Below are 22,015 nucleotides of genomic sequence, written 5' to 3'. Positions count from 1 at the left end.
TTGCCCGGTTCGCAAAGCACCTTGATGCGCGTAGCGCTAGACGCCGCTCGCCCGGGCACGCCGTCGCGCGGCGCGCGCGGTCACGCCGCCATGCGCGCCATACAGTGCGAGCCCGGTCCAGATGAACGCGAAACAGACGATATGCGCCGGCGTCATCGCTTCGCGGAAGAAGAATACCGCCAGCAGGAACTGCCCCGTCGGCGCGATATATTGCAGCAGCCCCAGCGTCGAATAGGGCAATCGCCGCGCCGCCGCCGCGAACAGCAGCAACGGCGTGGCAGTGACGATCCCCGACGCCGCCAGCAGCAGCGAGATGCCCATATCCCCGCCAAAGTCGTTGACCGGGCCGAGCCAGAGCAGGAACCCACCCGCAAAGGGCGCGAGCAACAGCGTTTCGATCGTAAGCCCTTCGACCGACTCGACCGGCGCGAGCTTTCGGATAAGGCCGTAAAAGGCAAAGGACAGGGCAAGGACCAGGCTGATCCACAATGTCGTCCCCGCCCCCGCCGCGAGCACCAGCACGCCGATCGCGGCGAGCCCCACCGCCGCGGTCTGCACGCGCGTCAGCCGTTCGCCGAGCAGCACGACGCCGATCACCACATTGACCAGCGGATTGAGGAAATAGCCAAGGCTGGCAGCGAGCACATGTCCATTCTGTACCGCCAGGATGTAAGTGAGCCAGTTGACCGAAATCAGCGTCGCGCTGCCCGCCAGCATGCCCAGCGCGCGTGGATTGCGCAGCGCCGACACCAGCGCGGCCCCCCGCCGCATGACGGCGATCACGCCGGCCAGCAGCACCAGCGACCAGAGGATGCGATGCGCGACGATCTCGTCGGCGCGCGGACCGGCCAGCGCCGCGAAATAGACCGGCAGCGCGCCCCAGATCAGATAGGCGCCCACGCCCTGCGCCAGCCCGGTACGATCGGGCGGTTGTGCGGCGGGCGCGGAAGAGGAAGCAGCGTTCATCGGCGCCCGTTAGCGGGAGCGCAAACCGGCGTCAAAGCAGCGCCGGTTGCACTGCCAGAAGGAAAGCTATCCGCGCGTTTCCGGGCCTTTCGTGCATCGAACCGAGTGACGATTGCATGGATTGCATGCACAAATGAGCGTGTTTCACTTGCGCCATGTTGCACTGCAGCATACCCAGCCGGAGACAACATAACAGGATGCCGATCTGGCTTTCTTGAACCCTTCAAGGAGAAAGATCGTGACCAAGAAGATTCTTTTCACCGCCGCCGCTGTCGCCCTCGGTTTCGTCGCCAATCCGGCTGCCGCCGATCCCGAAGTGCATCGCTTCTCGTTCGAAGGCGTGCACTACAGCTACACCGTCACCGAAACCGATCGGGGCGTCGTCTATCGCGGCACGATGGGCCCGGGCCAGCATTTCCGCCTGACCGTGGCCGACGGCTGGGTGCACGGCCGCGTCGACGGCCGCCGTGTCAGCTTCCCGGTCAGCAAGACCCAGGAAGCGCGCGCCGACATCGCCGATGCGCTCTACGCTTCGCGCTGAGCCGTATCAGGCCGAAATTCGGGGCGGAGTGCCGATCGCGGCGCTCCGCCCCTTTTCGTTTCAGAATCCTTCGGGCAAGTCGATCGGGCCGACGCATTCGCGATAGCGCGCAATCGCGTAACGATCGGTCATTCCCGCGATGAAATCGGCGATATGCCGACTGCGCCAGGGCTCCTCGGCCGGAATCGTCTCGCGCCAGTGATCGGGCATCAGCGCCGGATCGGCGGCATAGGCCGCGAACAGCCCCGATATGACTCCGTGCGCCACCTCCGCCGCTTCAAGCTGGTGCGGATGGTGATAGAGATTGGCGTACATGAACCGCTTGAGGCTGCGCTCGGCCTCCTGCATCTCCGGTGAGAAGCCGCCCAGTTGCATGCCCGCCGCGCGGATATCGGCGGCGGTTTCAATGCCGGCTTCTTCGATATTGGCGCGGGTCTGTGCGATCAGGTCGTTGACCATCGCACCGATTTGCGAGCGCGTCAGTTCCCCGATCAGCCGCTTGCGCGACACGCCGGGAAAGCTGCGTTCCACGCGCCGCCAGCCTTGTTCGACCATCGGCTGTTCGAGCAGCTGGTCGAGCGTCAGCAGCCCGGCACGCATGCCATCGTCAATGTCGTGATTGTCATAGGCGATGTCGTCGGCGATCGCCGCGACCTGCGCCTCGAGCGACGAGAATTGCATGAGATCGAGCGGAAACGCCCGATCCGCTTCGGCCAGCGCCCAGCCGGGATCGGTGACCGGCCCGTTATGCTTGGCCAGCCCCTCCAGCGTTTCCCAGGTCAGGTTGAGCCCGTCCCAGCGCGGATAGGGGCAATCGATCACCATCAGCGCGCGCAGCGTATTGCCGTTGTGATCGAACCCGCCATGCGCCGCCAGCGCTTCGCTCAGCGCGCGCTCGCCGGCATGGCCGAAGGGCGGATGGCCGATATCGTGCGCAAGGCACAGTGCCTCGGTCAGATCCTCGTTGAGGCCGAGCACGCGCGCAACGGTGCGCCCGATCTGCGCGACTTCCAGGCTATGCGTCAGCCGGACGCGGAAGTGATCGCCGTCGGGGGCGAGGAACACCTGCGTCTTGTGGCGCAGCCGACGGAAGCTGATCGAATGGATGATCCGGTCGCGATCGCGCTGGAACGCGTCGCGCGGGCCGCGTTCGGTGGCTTTGCGTTCTTCGTGCAGGCGGCCGCGACTATCGTCCGGCAGGGCCGCCCAGGGGGCGTGGCGCGTCACTTGATCGTCAACCGGGTAATCTCTTGTCCGGCTTCGCTGGTCCAGGCGAAGGCATCGATATCTTCCGCCGCGAGCGCATTAACGAAGGCCTGCGCGTCGCCGCTGCTGTCGAACGGGCCGGCGAGCAGCCGATTGGTGAAGCGCAGCGGTGTCGTCCACGCCTGCCTGCCTTCGAACAGATCGGGCGCCTGGCGGACAAGCCGTTTCCAGGTGAAGGGCAAGGCCGACGCATCGGCGCCCCCGGCGACCTGAACCCAGTGCCGCGCGGGATGTTCGGCGGCGGGATCGGGGCGCGCCGCGGCCGGTTGCGCTTCGACCGGCGCCGATGCTTCAGGCTCGGTCGTTTCCGGTTCGGGCTCCGGCGCGGGCCGGTCACCGCCGGGCATCGGCGCGACACCCAGTTCCGACGCGGGAATGGTGATATTGCCGACGATATCGTCGAGCGCGCTGCTGCGGACCGGCGCGGGTGCAGGCTGCGCGGCCGGGCGCGTGGCACTGGCCTCCCGGCGCGCGGCTTCGGCTGCGTCGCGTTCGCGCTGCGCGGCAAGCGCTGCTTCGCGTTCGCGCCGCGCCGCTGCCGCAGCTTCGCGCTCGCGTCGTGCCGTCTCCTCGGCTTCGCGTTCGCGCTGCGCGGCCAGTGCCGCCTGCCGTTCGCGCTCGGCTGCTTCCGTCGCCTCCCGTTCGCGGCGGGCAGCGGCTTCGCGCTGCCGTTCGCGGTTGGCACGACGATCCGAACGCGGCGACTGCGTGGCTTGCGGCGACTGCTGAGCCTGCGCAAGCTGTACCGGTGGCGCCGCGGCCGGCGCCGTTTGCGGCAGCGGCGGCGCCAGCTCCGCATCGGCGATGCGCGCGGGCGTCGGCGAAAGCTCGCCGAAATGCACGGCAAAGGCGCGGTCCGCCGCCGACATCGTCTGCAACCGGCGGAAATAGGGTGCCAGCGCGCCGCCCATATTGGCGGGCATCATGTTATCGGCGATCCGTTCGGCACCGGCGACATCGCCGTTCATCGCCTGAACAAAGGCGCGCGCGCGCCAGGCGGCGCGATCGCTTCGCCGCAGCAGCGGATCGAGCTGCGCCATCGCTTCGTCGACATCGCCGGTAATGCCGAGCGACAGGGCATAGCGACGCACCGTTTCATCATCGTGCGGCCCTTCCAGCGCGACGCGGTAATCGCGCTGCGCCAGCGCCGGCGCGCCAAGCAGATCATAGGCGAAACCGCGATCGGCCGCGAAGGCCGACACCGGCAGGCCGGCTTCTTCCGCCTGGTTGAACAGGCCCAGCGCCTCGCCCGGCTTACCCAGCAGCACCAGCGCCGATCCCCTGCCCGCCGGAACGCGCGGATCATCGGGCGCTTCCTCGGCCGCACGCGAGTAGAAAGCGAGTGCGGCGACCGGATCGTTGAGCCGGACGCTGAGATTGCCCGCGGTCAGCAGCGCTTCCAGATTGCGCGGATCATCGGCGAGAATGCGTACCTGCTGGCCCAGTTCGTCGGCCAGCGGGCTGGGCGGCGCGACGACTTCGGTCGGCAGGTCCTGCGCAGCGGCAGGCAGCGCCCCGCCCGCAGCTGCAAGGACGAACGAAACCGCCGTGGCGCGAAACAAGGGGGTCATGCATCCTTTCCGGGCGGAAGCGATCCCGCCCCTCGCGATCGAGCGACCGGAGCGGAGGACCCGCAATCCGATGCCGCACATGCAGGCGCGTTACACCGGCCCTGCACGCGTCCGGCAATGGCCGATCGGCCCGGTCACGGTCAACCGGTGCCGATCGGCGATGAGCGGCTTACTGGTTGTTCTGGCGATGCAGGAAGCGCGGGATGTCGAGCGAGTCCTTGTCGTCCTCTTCGTCGGTCCGCGAACCGCCGCGCGAAGCCGAAGCCATACGCTCGAACAGAGTCCCGCCGGATTTCTTCGCCGGCTTGGCAGCCGGAGCGGGTGTATCCGCTTCCTCGTCTTCCGACGTCAGCCAGCGACGGCGCGAGCCGGATTCCGGCGGCGCGGCAGGCGCCGGTTCCTCGGGCTCGGGAGCCGCGGCAGCTTCCTGAGGCGCTTCGGGAGCGGGTTCGGGCACCGCGGCATCGCTGCCGAGCACCAGTTCATCGTCCGCCCCGTCGTCTTCGACGCGCGCTGCCGGTTCGGCAGGCGCTTCGGGTTCGTCCTGCGCCACCGGCTCCTCGACGGGCGCTTCGGGCTCGGGCGTATATTCTTCCGGCACGGCCGGAGCTGCAGGCGCTTCCTCGGCGGCGGGGGCCGAGGCGAAGCCCGGAGTCGCGGCCGGACGGCGCGGCGTGTTGAACGAGAAGACGCGCGGCTGCTCGGCGGCGGCGGGCGCCGCGGCAGGCTGTTCGCCGTCCTCCGCCTCGATGCCGGTGGCGACCACCGACACGCGGATCTTGCCTTCCAGCTCGGGATTGAACGCCGAACCCCAGATGATGTTGGCATCGGGATCGACCAGCTCGCGGATATGGTTGGCGGCTTCGTCGACTTCGAGCAGGCGCATGTCCTCGCCGCCGGTGATCGAGACGATCACGCCCTTGGCGCCGTTCATGCTGACGCCGTCGAGCAGCGGATTGGCGATCGCCTTCTGCGCGGCGGTGATCGCGCGGTCATCGCCATCGGCCTCGCCGGTGCCCATCATCGCCTTGCCCATTTCCTGCATCACCGATCGGACGTCGGCGAAGTCGAGGTTGATCAGGCCCGGCATGACCATCAGGTCGGTGATGCCGCGCACGCCCTGCTGCAGCACCTCGTCGGCCATTTCGAACGCTTCCTTGAAGGTCGTGTTCGCATTGGCGATCAGGAACAGATTCTGGTTGGGGATGACGATCAGCGTATCGACATATTGCTGCAGCTCTTCGATGCCGCGTTCGGCCGACTGGGCGCGACGCTTACCTTCGAAGGCGAACGGCTTGGTGACGACACCGACGGTGAGGATACCCAGGTCGCGCGCAGCCTTTGCGATCACCGGCGCTGCGCCGGTGCCGGTGCCGCCGCCCATGCCGGCCGCAAGGAACACCATGTGCGATCCCTCGAGCGCCTTCTGGACATGCTCGATCGTTTCCTCGGCGGCGGCGCGACCGATTTCGGGCCGCGACCCGGCGCCCAGCCCCTGCGTGATCTTCGCACCCAGCTGGATGCGCTGCCCTGCTTCGGAAAGCTTGAGCGCCTGCGCGTCGGTGTTCGCGACCAGGAATTCCACGCCCTGCACATCGGCGCGGATCATGTTCGCGATCGCGTTGCCGCCCGCGCCGCCGACACCGATCACCGTGATCTTGGGCGTCAGCTCATCCACGTCGGGCGGAAGGAATTCGATACTCATCGCCTATTCTCCCCTCGCGCTCCGGTAACTCGGGAGCACGTAAATCAGCGGCCGTTTTGCACGAACCTTTTAAGCGACTCTAGTGCAAAGACGGACAATCGTCGCATTTGTTTAATAATTCGCCCGAAACGCCGCCATAAGACGTTGAAACATGGCAACCGGGCTGGTCCTCGTAACCATCTGATGCGGTGATTCCAGCGCGCGCAGGTCAACCGGATCGCTCGCGGCGAACCGTGCCAGCCCTGCCAGCGTGGCAAAGGCCGATCCGGCATGCGCCTCGGGCATCGCCGTCAGCCCACGTGGGCGTCCGACCCGCACGGCGCAACCCAGTGCGGTCTGCGCATAATCGGCAATGCCCTTCAACTCGGCACCGCCGCCGGTCAGCACGATCTGGCGCCCCACCGGATCCTCGAATTTGAGCTTCACCAGCTCCTTCTGGATTTCCTGCATCAGCCGGTCGAGCCGCTGGCGGATCACTGCGATCAGTTGCGCCTTGGTGATGCGGTTGCCTTCGGCGCCTTCCTCGGCATTCACCGGCACGGCATCGATCATGTCGTGATTGTCGCGCGGCGTGGTATTCGCCGATCCGTGGAAGCATTTGGCGCGCTCGGCCCATGCGCGGCGCGTGCCGAAGGCAGATGCGATATCGTCGGTGATGTCCGCCGATCCCATCGGAATCGAAGCGAGACCGGCAAGCACGCCGCCCTCGAACACCGACACGTTGGTCACGCCCGCGCCGATTTCGACCAGTGCGACACCCAGCTCACGCTCTTCGTCCGACAGGCAGGAAAGCCCGGTCGCAACGGGTGCGGCGATGATCGATTTGACTTCGAGATGCGCCGAACGGACGCACATGTCGAGATTGCGCACCGGCGAGCCTTCGGTCGCGACGATATGCACGTCGACACCCAGACGATCGGCGTGCAGCCCCAGCGGACGCTTCACCCCCGCCAGCCCGTCGAGCGTGTAGCGCGTCGGCTGTGCGTGCAGCACCATGCGCCCCATCGGGTCAATCGCGTCGCGCCCGGCGCGCAGCAGCGCATCGATATCGCCCTGTTCGACGCGATGGCCGCCCAGATCGACTTCAAGCTTTACGATATCGGAGATGAGCCCGCCCGCGGAAAAGCTGACCCACACATCCTCGATATTGGTGCCGGCGATACGCTCCGCCTGCTCCACCGCCTCGCGGATCGCCAGTTCGGTGGCGTGCATGTCGGCGACATAGCCGCGCTTCACGCCCCGGCTCTCGCGCTGGCCGGTGCCCAGCACGATCAGTTCGCCGCCATCGCCCTTCTGCGCGATCAACGCGCAGACTTTCGATGAACCGACATCGAGTGCCGTAATCAGGCCTTCTGGTACTGGCTTGGCCATATCCCTGTTCCTTCCGATACGCCCTGATAGCAGAGCGATAAACTCCGGTCCCTCACCTAGTCGTCCCTGCCTGCAAGACCGAGTGTCTCCGAACGACTCACACCGCTCTGCCGGCGGATCACCAGCTTGGTCGGATCGCGCAGGTCGAACCCGACATACCCCTTGCCGAGCAGCCGCTGCGAAGCATCGAGCTCGGCGAACCTGGCAAGCGCGGAGGCCGCTTCGGCCTCACCCTCGGGCAGTTGCAACCGCTCGCCCGTGTCGAACAGCAGATCCCAGCGGCGATTGCCGATCCAGCTCCACGCGCGAACCATCGATTTGAGCGCGGGCGCGGCCTCCATCAGCCGCCGTCGCGCCATTTCCTCGCTGTTCGCGCCTTCGCCGATCAGCAGCGGCAGATCGGGCATCCGCTCGCGCGCGACCGGCTCGAGCAGTTCGCCCGACGGATCGACCAGCATCAGCTGGCGATTATGCTGCCACACCGCCGCCGGTTCGCGTTCGACGATATGGATCGCCAGGGTATCGGGCAGGCGCCGCGAAACGCGCGCATCCTCGATCCAGCTATAGGCGATCAGCCGTTCGCGTACTGCGTCGAGATCGACCAGCGGCATCGCGCGCGATTGCTGGTCGAGCGCCTGGGCATAGACCGACATGCGGTCCATCCGCTTCAACCCGGTAATCTCGATCTGCTGGACGCGGAAGCCGGCGCGGCCGACACCTTCCGCCATCGCCACGCCCGCCTTTTGCGGAATGCCGAACCAGCCGCCGATCCCAAGCGCCACTGCGCCTACGAACAGCACGATCGCCCAGGTCAGGATCCGGCGCAGCGTCGCTTCGCTGATCGGCAGCGCGGCCACCGTACGCTCGAGAAGACCGGGGCCTTTCTTCTTCGCGCGACGCTTCTGCGCCGGCCGCTTGGTCTGCGGCCGCCGGGCGGGAGATTTGCGCGTGGTCGGGCGCTTGCTCACCCCTTGGCATCCTCCTGCATCGCTTCCTCGACGATCGCCTGGACAAGCTGCGGATAGCTCATGCCGATATGCTTCGCCTGTTCGGGAACCAGGCTGAGCGGCGTCATCCCCGGCTGGGTGTTGACTTCGAGCACGAACAGCCCGTCGACGCCCTGATTGTCGTCCCAGCGGAAATCGGTGCGCGAAGCGCCCTTGCAGTCGAGCAGGCGGTGCGCCTCGATGGCGATCGCCATACAGGCCTGCGCGATTTCGTCGGGCACCTCTGCCGGGCAGACATGTTCGGTCAGCCCGTCGGTATATTTGGCCTCGTAATCGTAGAAACCGGCCTTGGGCTTGAGTTCGGTGACGCCGAGCGCCTTGTCCCCGAGAACCGCCGTGGTCAGCTCGCGTCCGCGGATGAAGGGTTCGGCGAGCAGTTCGTCGAATTCCTGCCACGGGCCCTTGGCGTCGCGGCTGATCGGATTGCCGTAATTGCTTTCGTCGGTGACGATCGCGACGCCGACCGAGGAACCTTCGTTGACGGGTTTCAGCACATAGGGGCGCGGCAGCGGATCGGCTTCGTAGAGCGTTTCGGTCCTGACAATGCGGCCGCCGGGCATCGGGATGCCGTGCGGAACGAGCGCCTGTTTGGTGAGCTGCTTGTCGATCGCGATCACCGAAGTGACGAGGCCGCTATGCGTGTAGCGCAGGCCCATCAGATCGAGCATGCCCTGCACCGTGCCGTCCTCGCCCGGCGTACCGTGAAGCGCGTTGAACACCACGTCCGGCTTGGCTTCGGTGAGCTTTGCGGCAACGTCGCGGCCCATGTCGATGCGCGTCACCCGATGCCCGAGCGATTCGAGCGCGTCGGCGACGCCCTTGCCCGACATCAGCGACACCTCGCGCTCGGCGGACCAGCCGCCCATCAGAACGGCGATGTGGAGGGGCGTGAGATCAGCCACGGTTAAGTCCTCCGTTGGGTTCGAGCGCAGGTTCGAGCCTGTCGAGAACCGAAGTCGAGAACCGGTTCTCGACAGTCGCTTCTCGGCTTCGCTCGAAGCTGCTCGAACCAAACGGTGTGCATTCGTTCCTCACTTGCTCACCCCCACGCGCTGAATCTCCCATTCGAGCTCGATGCCCGATTTCGCCTTCACCCGAGCGCGGACTTCCTCGCCCAGCGCCTCGATATCTTCGCTGGTCGCGTGATCGAGATTGAGCAGGAAATTGGTATGCTTTTCCGAAACCTGCGCGTCGCCGATGCGCAGGCCTCGGCATCCGGCGGCATCGACGAGCTGCCACGCCTTTTCGCCCGGCGGGTTCTTGAAGGTCGAGCCGCCGGTGCGGCTGCGCAGCGGCTGGCTCGCCTCGCGTTCGGCGGCGATGCGGTCCATTTCAGCGCCGATCGCCTGCGGATCGCCCGGCGTCCCTTCGAACAGCGCACCGATCACCACCGCGCCTTCGGGCAGCGCCGAGTGGCGATAGGTGAAACCGAGCTGGTCCTTTGACCAGGTACGGATCGTGCCGTCGCGCTCAACCACCATCGCCTCGACCAATATGTCGGCGACTTCGCGGCCATAGGCACCCGCGTTCATCCGCACCGCACCGCCGACCGTGCCGGGAATGCCGCGCAGGAATTCGAGCCCCGCGATACCGGCATCGCGCGCGGCGCTGGCGACGGTGATCCCCATTGCTGCGGCGCCGACGCGGATGCGGTTGCCGGGTTCCGCCTGCAGCTTGGCCATGCCCTTGGGCAGGCGGATGACAACGCCGGGAACGCCGCCGTCGCGGACGATCAGATTGGAACCGACACCGACGGGCAGCACCGGCACGTCCTTGGGCAGCGCCTTGAGAAAGGCCGAAAGACCATCGACACTGTCGGGGCGCACCAGCCATTCGGCCGGGCCGCCGGTGCGGAACCAGATGAAATCGGCGAGGCTGCCGTGATGCTCGACCTTGCCGGCGATATCGGGGAGCTTGGCAATGGTATCCAGCGCCTTTGCTCCGGCGCCGTCGGGCGCAGAAACTTCGCCCTTCGACAGGCTCAGGGCGAACGGATCGTTCTTTTCGGGGTTTTGGGGACTATCGTTCACTCCCACCCCCAGAACTTCGCCCAGGCCTTCCACGCGTCGGGATTGGCTTCGGCCGCGGATTCGCCTGCCTTGCGCATTTCCTCCAGCTGCTTGCCCGGATCGAACATCTTGCGCGCCGATTCGAACTGCGCCTGCTGTTCGCGCATCATCCGCTCGACGGTTTCCATGTGCGATTGCTGCGCGCGATAGAGTTCGCGCTGCATCTCGCTCGCCTTGTCGAACCAGTCGCTCATGCGTCGGCTCCCATACGTGCTTGCGTGATCGCCGGGGCCAGATTGGCGGCCCAGCGCGTAATGTCCCCCGCCCCCAGGCAGACGATGATGTCGCCCGCCCGCACCGTCTCCGCCAGTGTTTCGGCAAGCGCCGCCTGATCGGCGACGATTCCAGCCGAACGATGGCCGCGCTCGCGCACCCTGGCGGCAAGCGTTTCGGAGCTGACCCCTTCGACCGGTTCTTCGCCGGCGGCATAGACCGGCGTTATCAGCACCATGTCCGCATCGTTGAACGCCTGGGAGAAGTCATCCATCAGATTGCCGAGCCGCGAATAGCGATGCGGCTGCATCACTGCGATCACTCTGCCCTGCGCGCTTTCGCGAGCAGCGGAAAGGACCGCGCGGATTTCGACCGGGTGGTGGCCGTAATCGTCGATGACGATCGCGTTGCCGCCTTCCAGTTCGACCTCGCCGACCTTGGTGAAGCGCCGCTTGACGCCGCCGAACTTGGCGAAGCCGGTGATGATCGTCGCATCCTCGATTCCGAGCTCGAGCGCGACACCGACCGCGGCAAGCGCGTTCTGGACATTGTGACGGCCGGGCATCGGCAGTTCGACGCCCTCCAGCGTGCGCGTTTCGCCGTCGCGCTGGCGCACCACCACGTCGAAGCGATTGCCGCCGGGATAGGGCGCAACGTTTACGCCGCGAATGTCGGCGCTGGCGGCGAAGCCATAGGTCACGATCCGGCGATCGCGCACGCGCGGGATGATGTTCTGCACCTCGGGATGGTCGAGACAGAGCAAGGCCGCGCCGTAAAAGGGCACATTCTCGACGAATTCGATGAAGGCGTCCTTGACCTTGTCGAAGCTGCCATAGTGGTCGAGATGTTCGGGATCGATATTGGTGACGACCGCGATCGTCCCGTCCAGCCGCAGGAAACTGCCGTCGCTTTCATCGGCTTCGATCACCATCCAGTCCGACGCGCCAAGCCGGGCGTTCGAACCATAGCTGTTGATGATGCCGCCGTTGATGACGGTGGGATCGACCCCGCCGACATCGAGCAGCGCGGCGACCATCGAGGTCGTCGTCGTCTTGCCGTGCGTCCCCGCCACCGCGACAGTGGACTTGAGCCGCATCAGCTCGGCGAGCATCTCCGCGCGGCGCACCACCGGGATGCGGCGTTCGAGCGCGGCTTCGACTTCGGGATTGCCGCGCTGGATCGCAGTCGACACCACCACCACGGCGGCGTCACCCAGATTTTCCGCCTTCTGGCCGATCGTCACCGGGATGCCGCGTTTCTGCAGGCTCTGGACGACAGAGCCCTCGGCAATGTCCGACCCCTGAACCTGATAGCCGAGATTATGCATCACTTCGGCAATGCCCGACATGCCGATGCCGCCAATGCCGACGAAGTGGATCTTTCCGATATCGGTCGCGACACCCCTCATGCGGCGGCACCCTCCGTGGCTGCATTGGCGAGGCCAAGACCGGCCGATTCCCACGGCGCGTCGACGCTTTCGACAAGGTTGGCGAGATCGCGCGCGGCATTGGCTCGGCCGCAGCTCTTGGCGCGCGCGGCGGCGGCCTCGAGCCCTTCGGTGTCGAGGCCGAGCCGCTGGATCTGCTTGGCGAGCTCGGTCGGCGTGAACTGGCGCTGGTCGATCGTCCGCGCGCCGCCTGCCGCCGTCATTTCGCGCGCATTGGCGGTCTGGTGATCGTCGGCGGCGCTCGGATAGGGGACGAGGATCGCCGGACGGCCCGCCGCGGTCAGCTCGGCGATGGTCGAGGCGCCCGCGCGCGCGATGACGACATGCGCCCAGGCGAGTTGTTCGGGCATGTCGGCGAGATAGGTGGCGATCTCGGCAGGGATGCCGTGCTCGCTATATTTCTGGCGGACGCGATCGATATCCTCGGGCCGCGCCTGATGCGTCACCTGCATGCGGCGGCGGAAATGGGTGGGGAGCAGCGCGAGCCCGTCGGGCACGACCTGACTGAGGATCGAGGCGCCCTGGCTGCCGCCGGTGACGAGGACGCGGAAGATCCCGTCCTCCTCCAGCATCGGATAGGGGCGCTGGCGCAGCGCAAGGATGGCTTCGCGCACCGGATTGCCGACCAATGTGGTCTTCTTGGCCCATTTGGGCTGAAGCCGCTCGACCTTTTCATAGGCGGTGGCGATCGCATCGACCTTGTTGGCGACATGGCGATTGACGCGGCCGAGCACGGCATTCTGTTCGTGAATCACCGTCGGGATACCCAGGCGGAACGCCGCCATCAGCGATGGCATCGCGGGATAGCCGCCAAAGCCGATCACCGCCGCCGGGCGATATTCGCGGAAGAATTTGAGCGCCATTTTGCGCCCGGCCATCATCCGCCGCGCCGCCTTGATCCAGCCGAGCGGGCCGCCGCCCAGCCGCCCGGCGGGCAGGACATGCGTCTCGATATCCTCGAAGAGGCCGGGAAAACGCACGCCGCGATCGTCGCTGACCAGCGCGACGCGATGCCCCCGCTCGATCAGTTCGGCCGCCAGCGCCGCCGCGGGCACCATATGCCCGCCGGTGCCGCCTGCGGCGAGGACGTAGTTTTTCGACTTGGTCATGAACCGCTCCCGCGCACGGTGTAAGGTGAGCGCTTCAGATACGGATTTCGGCGCGTGAATGCGAGCAGCAGTCCGAACCCGACCGACAGCGCGATCATCGATGAGCCGCCATAGCTGATGAACGGGAGGGTCATGCCCTTGGACGGCGCCAGGCCGGTGTTCACTGCCATGTTGATGAGCGCCTGCGCGCCGAATTGCGCGGCAAGGCCGGCGCCGGCGAGCAGCCGAAAGGCGTCCTCCTCGTCGATCAGGCGCATCACCACGCGCGCGACGATGGCGAGATAGAGCACCGCGATCACACCGCAGGTGATCAGCCCGAATTCCTCGCCCACGACCGAGAAGATGTAATCGGTATGCGCTTCGGGAAGGCGGAATTTCACGGTGCCGCCGCCCGGACCCGTGCCGGTCACACCGCCCGACGTGATCGTCGCATGCGCCATGTCCGTCTGATAATGTTCGGCGAGCGCCTTTTCCTTGTCGGGGAACAGAAAGCTGTCGATGCGGATGCGCGCGGTATCGTAGAAGAGATAGGCCGCGATCACGCCCGCCACCGCGCTACCCATCAGCACGCCGATCGCGGCGGTCGAAACGCCCGAAAGTACCAGCAGCACCAGCCACACGAGGACGAAGACGAGCGTCTGCCCGAAATCGGGCTGCATCATCAGCAGCGCGGCGATGCACGCCGTCAGCGCGCCGGTGATGAACAACACCGGCAATTCGGGGTCCTTGGCGCGGAAGGACAGCAGCCAGGCGGTCGCGACGATATAGAGCGGCTTGAGGAATTCGGACGGCTGAAGCTCCGATATGCCGAGGTCGATCCAGCGCTTGGCGCCGTTGATCTCCTCCGCGACGAAGGGAGTCGCGGCGAGCAAGGCGAAGAAGATCACCGCTCCCACCAGCGCACAGCGGCGGGCGAAGCGGATCGGCAGCATCGAGATGACCAGCATCACCGGCACGGAAACGGCCACCCAGGCGGCCTGTCGCCAGAAATAATACATGGGCGGGATCGTCACCGATCCGCCCGAATAGCGCTGCGCCGTCGCCGGCGAAGCCGCCGCGACCGCAATCAGCCCGATCGCCATCAAAAGCAGCGCGAGCAGCAGCAGCACGCGGTCGATTTCCCAGAACCACATCCCGGCCGAGGAACGGCTGGTGCGCCCCATCTGCTTCGACACGCGGCTGCGAAAGCCCTTGGGAGTATGCTCGGCCATATCGGTCACGAAAGCCCCTCCACCAGCGCGCGAAACGCATCGCCGCGCGCTTCATAGTCACGAAACTGATCGAACGACGCGCAGGCGGGCGAGAGCAGCACGGTATCGCCCGGATCGGCGACGGTCACTGCCGCCTGCACTGCCATTTCGAGCGTCCCCACCTGCGCCACCGGCAGTTCGGGGCGCAGGATCGTTTCGAACAGCTCCGCCGCTTCGCCGATCGTATAGGCCTGAACAATATTGGGAAAACCCGGACGGCAGGCATCGAGTTCGTCGGTCTTGGCCTGCCCGCCCAGGATCCAGTGGATGCGATCGAATGCCTGCAGCGCGGGGGCAGTGCTGGTCGGGTTGGTCGCCTTGCTGTCATTGACCCAGAGCAGCCCCTTGTGGACGCCGAGCCGCTCCATCCGGTGCGGCAGGCCCGGGAAGCTCGCCAGCCCCGCATCGATCGCTTCGCGCGAGAGGCCGAGCGCTTCGCAGGTCGCGATGGCGGCAAGCGCGTTCTGCGCATTGTGCGGCCCCTGCAGGCTCGGCCAGCGCGACTGATCGAGGCAGACGCCGGGCGCGATTTTGGTGAGGGCTTCGGAACGGCCCGATACGGCGAGGTCGCGCGCGATATTCGCCGATGTCGTGTCGCCGATGCCGATCACCGCCCCATGCTCCGGCGACTGCATCGCGAAGAGCCGCGCCTTGGACGCGGCATAGGCGTCAAACCCGGCATAGCGATCGAGATGATCGGGGGTGATGTTGGTCAGCACCGCGACGTCGCAATCGAGGCTTTGGGTGAGGTCGATCTGATAGCTCGACAGTTCGAGGACATAGATTCCGCCTTCGGGGAGCGGCTCCTGCCCGAGGATCGGCAGCCCGATATTGCCGCCCATCCGCGCGGGAATGCCCGCGCTGTCGAGGATATGGTGGATCAGCGCGGTGGTAGTCGACTTGCCGTTGGTGCCGGTGATGCCGACGACCTTGTGGCGCGGCAGTTCGGTGCGCGCCTGCGCGAAGAGTTCGATATCGCCGATCAAGGGCACACCTGCCCTGGCGGCATGCCCGGCGATCGGGTGGCGATTGATCGGCACGCCGGGGGACACGACGACACCTGCGAATCCAGTGAGATCGGTTTCGAGCGGATCGGCGAGTTTAAGTTCCTCCCCGAGCTTGTCTCGGGGAGGAGGACCATCGGCGGAGCCGATGGTGGAGGGGTCGGCGGTGAAACCGCCGCTGCGCGACGGCCCCTCCACCACTCGCTGCGCGAGCGGGCCCCCTCCCCGAGCAAGCTCGGGGAGGATTTGGGTGCGCCGTTCCTCGCTGCCATCCCACGCGACAACTTCCGCCCCGCTTGCCAGCAGCGCAGCCACCGTCGCTTGCCCGGAGCGTGCCAGCCCCAGCACGGCGTAGCGTTTTCCGCTCCAGGTCGTGCTCGTGATCATCGCAGCTTGAGTGTGGAAAGTCCCGCCAGCGCCAGAACGAAGGCGATGATCCAGAAACGGATCACCACCGTGGGTTCGCTCCAGCCGAGTTGTTCGAAATGGTGGTGGATCGGCGCCATGCGAAATACGCGCTTGCCGGTCCGCTTGTAGAAGAAGACCTGGATGATGACGCTGAGCGCCTCGATCACGAACAGGCCGCCGATGATGCCGAGCACGATTTCATGGTGCGACGTGACTGCAATCGCGCCGAGCGCGCCGCCGAGCGCAAGACTGCCGGTATCGCCCATGAACACCGCCGCCGGCGGCGCATTGAACCAGAGGAAGGCAAGCCCCGCTCCGATCATCGCGCCGCAGAAGATGGCGAGGTCGCCCGCGCCCGGGACGTGCGGAATGCCCAGATAGCTCGCATAATCGGCACGGCCGACCAGATAGACGATCATCATGAACGCCAGGCTGGCGATAATCACCGGCATCGTCGCCAGACCGTCGAGCCCGTCGGTCAAATTCACTGCGTTGCCGAACGCGACGATCGTGAAGGCGGCGAAGACGATGTAGAACGGCCCCAGATCGATACGGTGCGTGACGAAGGGCAGATACAGCTCGGTGCCGTTCTGCTGGGTGATGATCCACGCCGCGACGCCCGCGATCAGAAACTCGCCCGCCAGCCGTACCTTGCCTGAAACGCCCGCCGTGCTTGCCTTTCGCACCTTGTCGTAATCGTCGAGGAATCCGATCATTCCAAAACCGAACGTTACGAACATGCACGCCCAGACGAACGGATTGGACAGGTCCATCCAGAGAATGATCGAGACCATCAGGCTGGTGAGGATCATCAGCCCGCCCATTGTCGGCGTGCCGCGCTTGGCGAGGTGGCTTTGCGGGCCGTCGCTGCGGATCGGCTGCCCCTTGCCCTGGCGGACGCGCAGCCAGCCGATGAAGCTCGGCCCGACGATCAGACCAAGCAGCAGCGCCGTCGCCACCGCTCCGCCCGTGCGGAAAGACAGATACCGGAAGAGATTGAGGATGCCGGGAAAATCCAGCAGGCTCGCGATCCAGTAAAGCATTAGCCCCTTCCCGCCAGCGACGTTACCACGCTCGCCAGCCCCACTGCGTTCGATCCCTTGACGAGAACCGCGTCTCCGGGTGCAAGCACGGCTTCAAGCTGCTCGCGCGCGGTCGCGGCATCGGGCACATGGACGAAATCAACCTGACCCTCAAGCGCCTTTGCGAGTGCGCCCATCCCTTCGCCCACCAATATGGCACGGCTCACCCCGGCGGCGCGGATCGGATCGGCCAGACCGGCATGATAGGCGGCGCTTTCGGGCCCGAGTTCGCGCATTTCGCCGAGCACGGCGATGCGCCCGGCCGTTGCCGGCTCCTGCGCCAGCACCGCCAGCGTCGCGCGCATCGAAGCGGGATTGGCGTTGTAGCTTTCGTCGATCACCAGCGCTTCGCCGCCATCGACTTTCGCGAGGAAACGCGCGCCGCGCCCGGCCAGGCCGCCCATTTCGGCGAGCGCGAGCCCGGCGAGTTCGAGATCGCTCCCCACCGCATCGACCGCGGCGAGGATCGCCATGCCGTTCGCAACCCAGTGATCGCCCGGCTGCGACAGCGTGAAGCTCAATTCGCGCGCGCCGAGCCGCGCAGTGACGAACGTGCCGCCGGTGCGGGTGCGCATCGTTTCGATCGCGCGCACATCGGCGCCTTCGCCAAGGCCGAAGGTAACGATCTTCTCCGCATGCGGCTTTGCTGCGGCGATCAGGCGATCACGATGCGGGCTGTCAAAGGGAATGATGGCAGTGCCGCCGGGTTCGAGGCCTTCGAAAATCTCGCCCTTGGCATCGGCGATCGCGCTTTCGTCCCGGAAGAATTCGGTGTGCGCGGGCGCGATGGTGGTGACGATCGCGACATGGGGGCGGACGATCCGGGTCAGCGCCGCGAGTTCCCCCGCATGGTTCATCCCCATCTCGAAGACGCCGTAGCGCGTTTCGCGCGGCATGCGCGCAAGGCTCAGCGGCACGCCGGTATGGTTGTTGTAGCTCTTGACCGATCGATGCGCCTGCCCCGGCACGGGACGGTCGAGCGCGGCGAACAGCGCTTCCTTGGTTCCCGTCTTGCCGACCGATCCGGTAACGCCGATCACCTTGCCCGCCATCCGGGCACGCGACGCGCGGCCCAGATCCTCGAGCGCGGTCATGGTGTCGGCGACGCGGACGTGCGGATGCGGCGTATCGGCGCTGACGACGGCGCCGGCCGCGCCCTGCGCAAAGGCCTGATCGAGATAGCGATGGCCGTCGGTAGTTTCGCCCTTGAGCGCAAGGAACAGGTCGCCCGGACCGACTTCGCGGCTGTCGAAAGTGACGCCGGACACTTCGAACCCGGTCGATGCCGTGCCGCTGGTGGCGGCGGCGATTTCGGATGCGGTCCACAGGCTCACGCCGCGCACTCGCGTGCGACGGTGACGTCATCGAACGGCAATACCAGATCCCCCACAATCTGCCCCTGCTCATGCCCCTTGCCGGCAATAAGCACGATATCGTTCGGCCCGGCCTCCGCAACCGCCAGCGCGATGGCTTCGCGGCGCCCGGCGACTTCGCGCGCATCGGGGCAGCCCTTGAGAATCTCGGCGCGGATCGCGGCCGCATCCTCGTTGCGCGGATTGTCGTCGGTGACGATGGCGAGGTCGGCGCCGGCCTTTGCGACCATGCCCATCGGCTCGCGCTTGCCGGTGTCACGATCGCCGCCCGCGCCGAACACGACGATCAGCCGCCCGGCGACATGCGGCTTGAGCGCGGCGATCGCGGCTTCGAGCGCATCGGCGGTATGTGCGTAATCGACATAGACCGGCGCGCCGCTGCGCGTGATGACGGCGCGTTCGAGACGGCCGCGCACCGGCTGGAGCCGGGAGAGATTGGCGATCGTCGCGGCAACATCGCCGCCGGTGGCGATCACCAGGCCCGCCGCGACGAGCGCATTGGCCGCCTGATAGGCACCGATCAGCGGCAGCGTGACCTTGTGCTCGCGCCCTTCGGCTTCGATCACCAAGCCCTGCCCGAGCAAGGTCGGATCGCGCGAGACGAGACGCAGCGTATCGCCATGTTCGCCGACGCTGACGATGCGGTTGCCGCGCACGCGGGCGAGATCAATGACGCGATCGGCATTGGGATCGTCGACCCAGATCACCGAAGCGCCGTCGGCATCGAGCACATCGGCGAAGAGCCGCAGCTTCGCGCAGAAATAGGCCGCCATGTCGCCATGATAATCGAGATGGTCGCGACTGAGATTGGTGAACGCCGCCGCCGCCACCGGAATGCCCTCCGTGCGGTACTGGGTCAGCCCGTGGCTGGACGCTTCGAAGGCGAGATGCGTGACGCCCTCGCGCTTCAGCCCGGCGACATTCGACAGGAACGTGACGATGTCCGGCGTGGTCAGCCCGGTATAGACGCTTTCATCGGCGGTAGTGACGCCCAGCGTGCCGATCGACGCGGCATGTTCGCCTGCCATCCGCCAGAGCTGGCGCGTCATTTCGACAGTCGATGTCTTGCCGTTGGTGCCGGTAACCGCAACGGCGGTTTCGGGAAACGGCGCGAAAAAGCGTGCTGCGAGTTGTGCAAAGGCCTCACGCGGGTTTTCCGCGGCGATATGCGCCGCGCCTTCGACCTTCGCCTCCGGCCGCGCGACCACGGCGATCGCGCCGCTCTTCACGGCGTCGGCGATGAAATCCTCGCCGTTGAACTTCGCTCCGCGAAAGGCGCCGAACACCGTTCCCGGCGCGACCTTGCGGTGATCGATCGCAAAGCCGGTGACGACGGCCGCCTCCGCGCCGCCGGTCAAGGCGCCCAGCTTCATTGGCTCGCGACCTCGTGCTCCTGCGGGCCCTTCCAGATCAGCGGCTCGACATCGGAAAGGTCTACGTCGCGACGCGGATCGGGAATCACGCCCAGCATCGGGCCGGTCCGCTGAATGACGCGGCCGACGACCGGGGCGGCGGTCCAGCCGGCGGTGCGCTGGCCGTGACTCTGGGCGTTTCCAACAGGCGAATCGAGCATGGCAATCACCACATAGCGCGGCGCGTCCATCGGGAAAGCCGCTGCGAACGTCGAAACATTGTTACGCGACGAATAGCCATGTTCGCCGGGCTTCTCGGCCGTGCCGGTCTTGCCGCCGACGCGATAGCCCAGGACATCGGCGTTGCGCCCGGTGCCTTCGGTCACGATCAGCCGCATCAGCTGGCGCATGCGCGCGCTGCTTTCGGCGGAAATCACGCGTTCGCCGGCAACCGCATGCCCCGGCTCGACCTTCATCAGTGTCGCCGGACGCCACACCCCGCCATTGACGATCGCGGCATAGGCCAGCGCCAGATGCAGCGGCGTCACGGCGATGCCGTGGCCATAGCCGACCGTCATCGTCGTCGCGCGGCCCCAGTAGCTGGGCCACAACGTCCCCCCGCCTTCGATTTCGATCGGCGCGCGATCGTCGAAATGCAGCTTGCGGAACATCTCGGCGAAGCGCTCCTCGCCGAGTTCCTCGCCGATCCGCGCCGTCGCGATGTTCGACGAATAGACCAGCGTTTCCGGGATGTTGAGCCAGCGCTTCTGCGGATGATCGTCGCGGATCGAGAAGCGTCCGATCCGCAACGGCTCGGTCGCGTCGAATCGGCGGGCCATCGACGTGACGACGCCGGTGTCGATCGCGGTCGCGGCGGCGATCGGCTTGAAGGTCGAGCCGAGTTCATAGACGCTCTGCGTCACATTGTTGAGCGGCAGCGTGCCGTGCACGTCGTTGGGATTGAAGCCGGGCAGCGACACCATCGCCATGATCTCGCCAGTATCGACATCGAGGATCAGTCCGGCCGCGCCCTTTGCCTGAAACGACTCCATCGCGTCGCCCAGTTCGCTGCGCAGCGCCGCCTGGGCGCGAATGTCGATCGACAGTTCGACCGGCGCGCCGCTTTGCGCGGGGTCGGTCAGCCGATCCTCGAGCACGCGCTCCATGCCGCGCACGCCATAGCCGTCGAAATGGAGATGGCCGAGCACATAGGCGGCAAGATCGCCCTGCGGATAGAGCCGCTCGGGTTCGCGATTGAAGCCGATGCCCGGTTCGCCCAGCGCATTGACCGCGCTCACCAGCTCGGGCCGCGCGCGACGCTTGAGATAGCGGAAACCGTCAGCGGTGAGCAGCTTGTAATAGTCGTCCGCGCTCCGATCCGGCATGATCTCGGCAAGGCTGCGCGCGAGTTCGCGGCGATCACCGATCAGCTTTCCGGGATGCACGCCGATCGTCCAGGCGTCGATCGTGCGGGCCAGCGGCTCGCCGTTGCGATCGGCGATGTCGCCGCGCAGCGGCTTCACGACCGCGGCGGTATTGCGCGCCGACGCCGGTTCGGCCCAGATGGCGAGCACCGCCAGCCGCGCCAGAATCGCGAAAATGCCCGCCGCGAAGGCAAGCAGCAGGATCATCAGCCGCACCTGCGCGACTGCGACCATCGCCTGTCGCCCACCGCCGGCCCGGCGCGATTCCGCCGGCGGAGCGACCAGGACGATCACCGCAGCGCCAGCCGCTCGATATTCGCCCGCTGGCGCAGATCGTCCACCGTCGAGGTCGAGAGCAACCGCTCGTCAAGCATCGCGACCTCATCACCGCCGCGCGCATGCGACGTTGATGCAACGCCCGAACGCGGCGCGGAGGTATCGGCCGATGCCGTCGCGACCGGCGCCGCATCTTCCGCCGAAGTCTGAACGGCAACGCCCTGCGATCCGCCCTTGGGCACGATCAGCGACGCCTGCTGCATGCCGCCGTCCATCGTCGGGCTGAGGCTCGCAAGCTGGCTTTCGTCGCCGAGATACTGGCCGGGTTCGGGCGAGGCGAGCTCAAGGAAATCGCCGTTCCAATGCTCGATCTGCGCCATGCTCGCGCGCGTGTTGAATTCGGTCTCGAGCGAGCGGATGTCCTTGTGTGCCTGCACGATCGCGCGATCCATCGCCGCGAGCTGCGCGCGCTCCGCCGCCACCTGGCTCGTCACCATGTAGCAGGCGGGCGCCACGACGACACCGCACAGGAACCAGCCGAAGCCCTTCAGTCCATAGCCAGCCATCATTTCAACTCCTTA

19 protein-coding genes are annotated in these 22,015 nt (G+C 66.5%); 1 reads left to right on the top strand and 18 read right to left on the bottom strand.

Going from position 1 to position 22,015, the window contains the following annotated elements:
* Positions 1-36 precede the first annotated feature (36 nt).
* The gene (gene rarD / locus G5C33_RS08490; protein ID WP_165326815.1) at positions 37-966 is read right to left on the bottom strand and encodes an EamA family transporter RarD; all 930 of its coding nucleotides are present in this window, start codon (positions 964-966) and stop codon (positions 37-39) included.
* A gap of 238 nt (positions 967-1,204) precedes the next feature.
* Here rarD and G5C33_RS08485 point away from each other — a divergent pair, with 238 nt between their 5' ends.
* Positions 1,205-1,507, top strand: a complete 303-nt coding sequence (locus G5C33_RS08485; RefSeq protein ID WP_165326814.1) for a hypothetical protein — start codon at positions 1,205-1,207, stop codon at positions 1,505-1,507.
* A 60-nt stretch (positions 1,508-1,567) separates the two neighbouring features.
* Here the strand turns inward: G5C33_RS08485 and G5C33_RS08480 are convergent, their stop codons facing one another.
* The 17 genes from G5C33_RS08480 to G5C33_RS08400 all read right to left on the bottom strand — a co-directional run bounded on the left by G5C33_RS08480 (position 1,568) and on the right by G5C33_RS08400 (position 22,003).
* On the bottom strand, positions 1,568-2,734 hold the full coding sequence (locus G5C33_RS08480) for a deoxyguanosinetriphosphate triphosphohydrolase (RefSeq protein ID WP_165326813.1): 1,167 nt from the start codon (positions 2,732-2,734) through the stop codon (positions 1,568-1,570).
* Positions 2,731-4,344 (bottom strand): tetratricopeptide repeat protein, encoded by a 1,614-nt coding sequence (locus tag G5C33_RS08475; protein WP_165326812.1) that lies wholly within the window; start codon positions 4,342-4,344, stop codon positions 2,731-2,733. The genes G5C33_RS08480 and G5C33_RS08475 overlap by 4 nt, the downstream gene beginning before the upstream one ends.
* 169 nt (positions 4,345-4,513) lie before the next feature.
* Positions 4,514-6,049, bottom strand: coding sequence for a cell division protein FtsZ (gene ftsZ / locus G5C33_RS08470; RefSeq protein WP_165326811.1), 1,536 nt, complete (start codon positions 6,047-6,049; stop codon positions 4,514-4,516).
* Positions 6,050-6,160: 111 nt separating this feature from the next.
* Positions 6,161-7,420, bottom strand: coding sequence for a cell division protein FtsA (gene ftsA, locus G5C33_RS08465; RefSeq protein ID WP_165326810.1), 1,260 nt, complete (start codon positions 7,418-7,420; stop codon positions 6,161-6,163).
* A gap of 56 nt (positions 7,421-7,476) precedes the next feature.
* A complete protein-coding gene (locus G5C33_RS08460; RefSeq protein WP_165326809.1) occupies positions 7,477-8,388 on the bottom strand; it encodes a cell division protein FtsQ/DivIB in 912 nt (303 codons plus the stop codon).
* Positions 8,385-9,329: a D-alanine--D-alanine ligase gene (locus G5C33_RS08455; RefSeq protein WP_228275247.1), complete on the bottom strand. Its 945-nt coding sequence runs from the start codon at positions 9,327-9,329 to the stop codon at positions 8,385-8,387. The genes G5C33_RS08460 and G5C33_RS08455 overlap by 4 nt, the downstream gene beginning before the upstream one ends.
* 129 nt (positions 9,330-9,458) lie before the next feature.
* Positions 9,459-10,358, bottom strand: coding sequence for a UDP-N-acetylmuramate dehydrogenase (gene murB, locus G5C33_RS08450; RefSeq protein ID WP_165328775.1), 900 nt, complete (start codon positions 10,356-10,358; stop codon positions 9,459-9,461).
* Between the two features lie 95 nt (positions 10,359-10,453).
* On the bottom strand, positions 10,454-10,690 hold the full coding sequence (locus G5C33_RS08445) for a hypothetical protein (protein WP_165326808.1): 237 nt from the start codon (positions 10,688-10,690) through the stop codon (positions 10,454-10,456).
* Entirely contained in the window at positions 10,687-12,117 is a 1,431-nt protein-coding gene (murC, locus tag G5C33_RS08440; protein WP_165326807.1) for a UDP-N-acetylmuramate--L-alanine ligase, read from the bottom strand. The genes G5C33_RS08445 and murC overlap by 4 nt, the downstream gene beginning before the upstream one ends.
* On the bottom strand, positions 12,114-13,265 hold the full coding sequence (gene murG, locus G5C33_RS08435; RefSeq protein ID WP_165326806.1) for an undecaprenyldiphospho-muramoylpentapeptide beta-N-acetylglucosaminyltransferase: 1,152 nt from the start codon (positions 13,263-13,265) through the stop codon (positions 12,114-12,116). Before murG ends, murC begins: the two co-directional genes overlap by 4 nt.
* On the bottom strand, positions 13,262-14,476 hold the full coding sequence (locus G5C33_RS08430; protein ID WP_228275284.1) for an FtsW/RodA/SpoVE family cell cycle protein: 1,215 nt from the start codon (positions 14,474-14,476) through the stop codon (positions 13,262-13,264). Before G5C33_RS08430 ends, murG begins: the two co-directional genes overlap by 4 nt.
* Before the next feature lie 5 nt (positions 14,477-14,481).
* Positions 14,482-15,906, bottom strand: coding sequence for a UDP-N-acetylmuramoyl-L-alanine--D-glutamate ligase (gene murD / locus G5C33_RS08425; protein WP_228275246.1), 1,425 nt, complete (start codon positions 15,904-15,906; stop codon positions 14,482-14,484).
* Complete coding sequence (gene mraY / locus G5C33_RS08420; RefSeq protein ID WP_165326805.1) at positions 15,903-16,970, bottom strand: phospho-N-acetylmuramoyl-pentapeptide-transferase; 1,068 nt, start codon at positions 16,968-16,970, stop codon at positions 15,903-15,905. The genes murD and mraY overlap by 4 nt, the downstream gene beginning before the upstream one ends.
* The gene (locus G5C33_RS08415; RefSeq protein ID WP_165328772.1) at positions 16,970-18,343 is read right to left on the bottom strand and encodes a UDP-N-acetylmuramoyl-tripeptide--D-alanyl-D-alanine ligase; all 1,374 of its coding nucleotides are present in this window, start codon (positions 18,341-18,343) and stop codon (positions 16,970-16,972) included. Before G5C33_RS08415 ends, mraY begins: the two co-directional genes overlap by 1 nt.
* On the bottom strand, positions 18,340-19,755 hold the full coding sequence (locus tag G5C33_RS08410) for a UDP-N-acetylmuramoyl-L-alanyl-D-glutamate--2,6-diaminopimelate ligase (RefSeq protein ID WP_165326804.1): 1,416 nt from the start codon (positions 19,753-19,755) through the stop codon (positions 18,340-18,342). Before G5C33_RS08410 ends, G5C33_RS08415 begins: the two co-directional genes overlap by 4 nt.
* Positions 19,752-21,452: a peptidoglycan D,D-transpeptidase FtsI family protein gene (locus G5C33_RS08405; RefSeq protein ID WP_165326803.1), complete on the bottom strand. Its 1,701-nt coding sequence runs from the start codon at positions 21,450-21,452 to the stop codon at positions 19,752-19,754. The genes G5C33_RS08410 and G5C33_RS08405 overlap by 4 nt, the downstream gene beginning before the upstream one ends.
* A complete protein-coding gene (locus G5C33_RS08400; protein WP_165326802.1) occupies positions 21,449-22,003 on the bottom strand; it encodes a hypothetical protein in 555 nt (184 codons plus the stop codon). Before G5C33_RS08400 ends, G5C33_RS08405 begins: the two co-directional genes overlap by 4 nt.
* Positions 22,004-22,015: the final 12 nt, after the last annotated feature.

Origin of the sequence: Sphingosinithalassobacter tenebrarum (genome assembly GCF_011057975.1) — a bacterium.
Lineage (GTDB): Bacteria > Pseudomonadota > Alphaproteobacteria > Sphingomonadales > Sphingomonadaceae > Sphingomonas > Sphingomonas tenebrarum.
This window is presented reverse-complemented; position numbering and strand designations above follow the sequence as displayed.

What these genes read in the sequence shown, in the direction of transcription:
- rarD (WP_165326815.1), bottom strand. Translation starts at nt 966, where the DNA reads ATGAACGCTGCTTCCTCTTCCGCGCCCGCCGCACAACCGCCCGATCGT.
- G5C33_RS08475 (WP_165326812.1), bottom strand. Translation starts at nt 4,344, where the DNA reads ATGACCCCCTTGTTTCGCGCCACGGCGGTTTCGTTCGTCCTTGCAGCT.
- ftsZ (WP_165326811.1), bottom strand. Translation starts at nt 6,049, where the DNA reads ATGAGTATCGAATTCCTTCCGCCCGACGTGGATGAGCTGACGCCCAAG.
- ftsA (WP_165326810.1), bottom strand. Translation starts at nt 7,420, where the DNA reads ATGGCCAAGCCAGTACCAGAAGGCCTGATTACGGCACTCGATGTCGGT.
- G5C33_RS08445 (WP_165326808.1), bottom strand. Translation starts at nt 10,690, where the DNA reads ATGAGCGACTGGTTCGACAAGGCGAGCGAGATGCAGCGCGAACTCTAT.
- murC (WP_165326807.1), bottom strand. Translation starts at nt 12,117, where the DNA reads ATGAGGGGTGTCGCGACCGATATCGGAAAGATCCACTTCGTCGGCATT.
- murG (WP_165326806.1), bottom strand. Translation starts at nt 13,265, where the DNA reads ATGACCAAGTCGAAAAACTACGTCCTCGCCGCAGGCGGCACCGGCGGG.
- G5C33_RS08430 (WP_228275284.1), bottom strand. Translation starts at nt 14,476, where the DNA reads ATGGCCGAGCATACTCCCAAGGGCTTTCGCAGCCGCGTGTCGAAGCAG.
- murD (WP_228275246.1), bottom strand. Translation starts at nt 15,906, where the DNA reads ATGATCACGAGCACGACCTGGAGCGGAAAACGCTACGCCGTGCTGGGG.
- mraY (WP_165326805.1), bottom strand. Translation starts at nt 16,970, where the DNA reads ATGCTTTACTGGATCGCGAGCCTGCTGGATTTTCCCGGCATCCTCAAT.
- G5C33_RS08410 (WP_165326804.1), bottom strand. Translation starts at nt 19,755, where the DNA reads ATGAAGCTGGGCGCCTTGACCGGCGGCGCGGAGGCGGCCGTCGTCACC.
- G5C33_RS08400 (WP_165326802.1), bottom strand. Translation starts at nt 22,003, where the DNA reads ATGATGGCTGGCTATGGACTGAAGGGCTTCGGCTGGTTCCTGTGCGGT.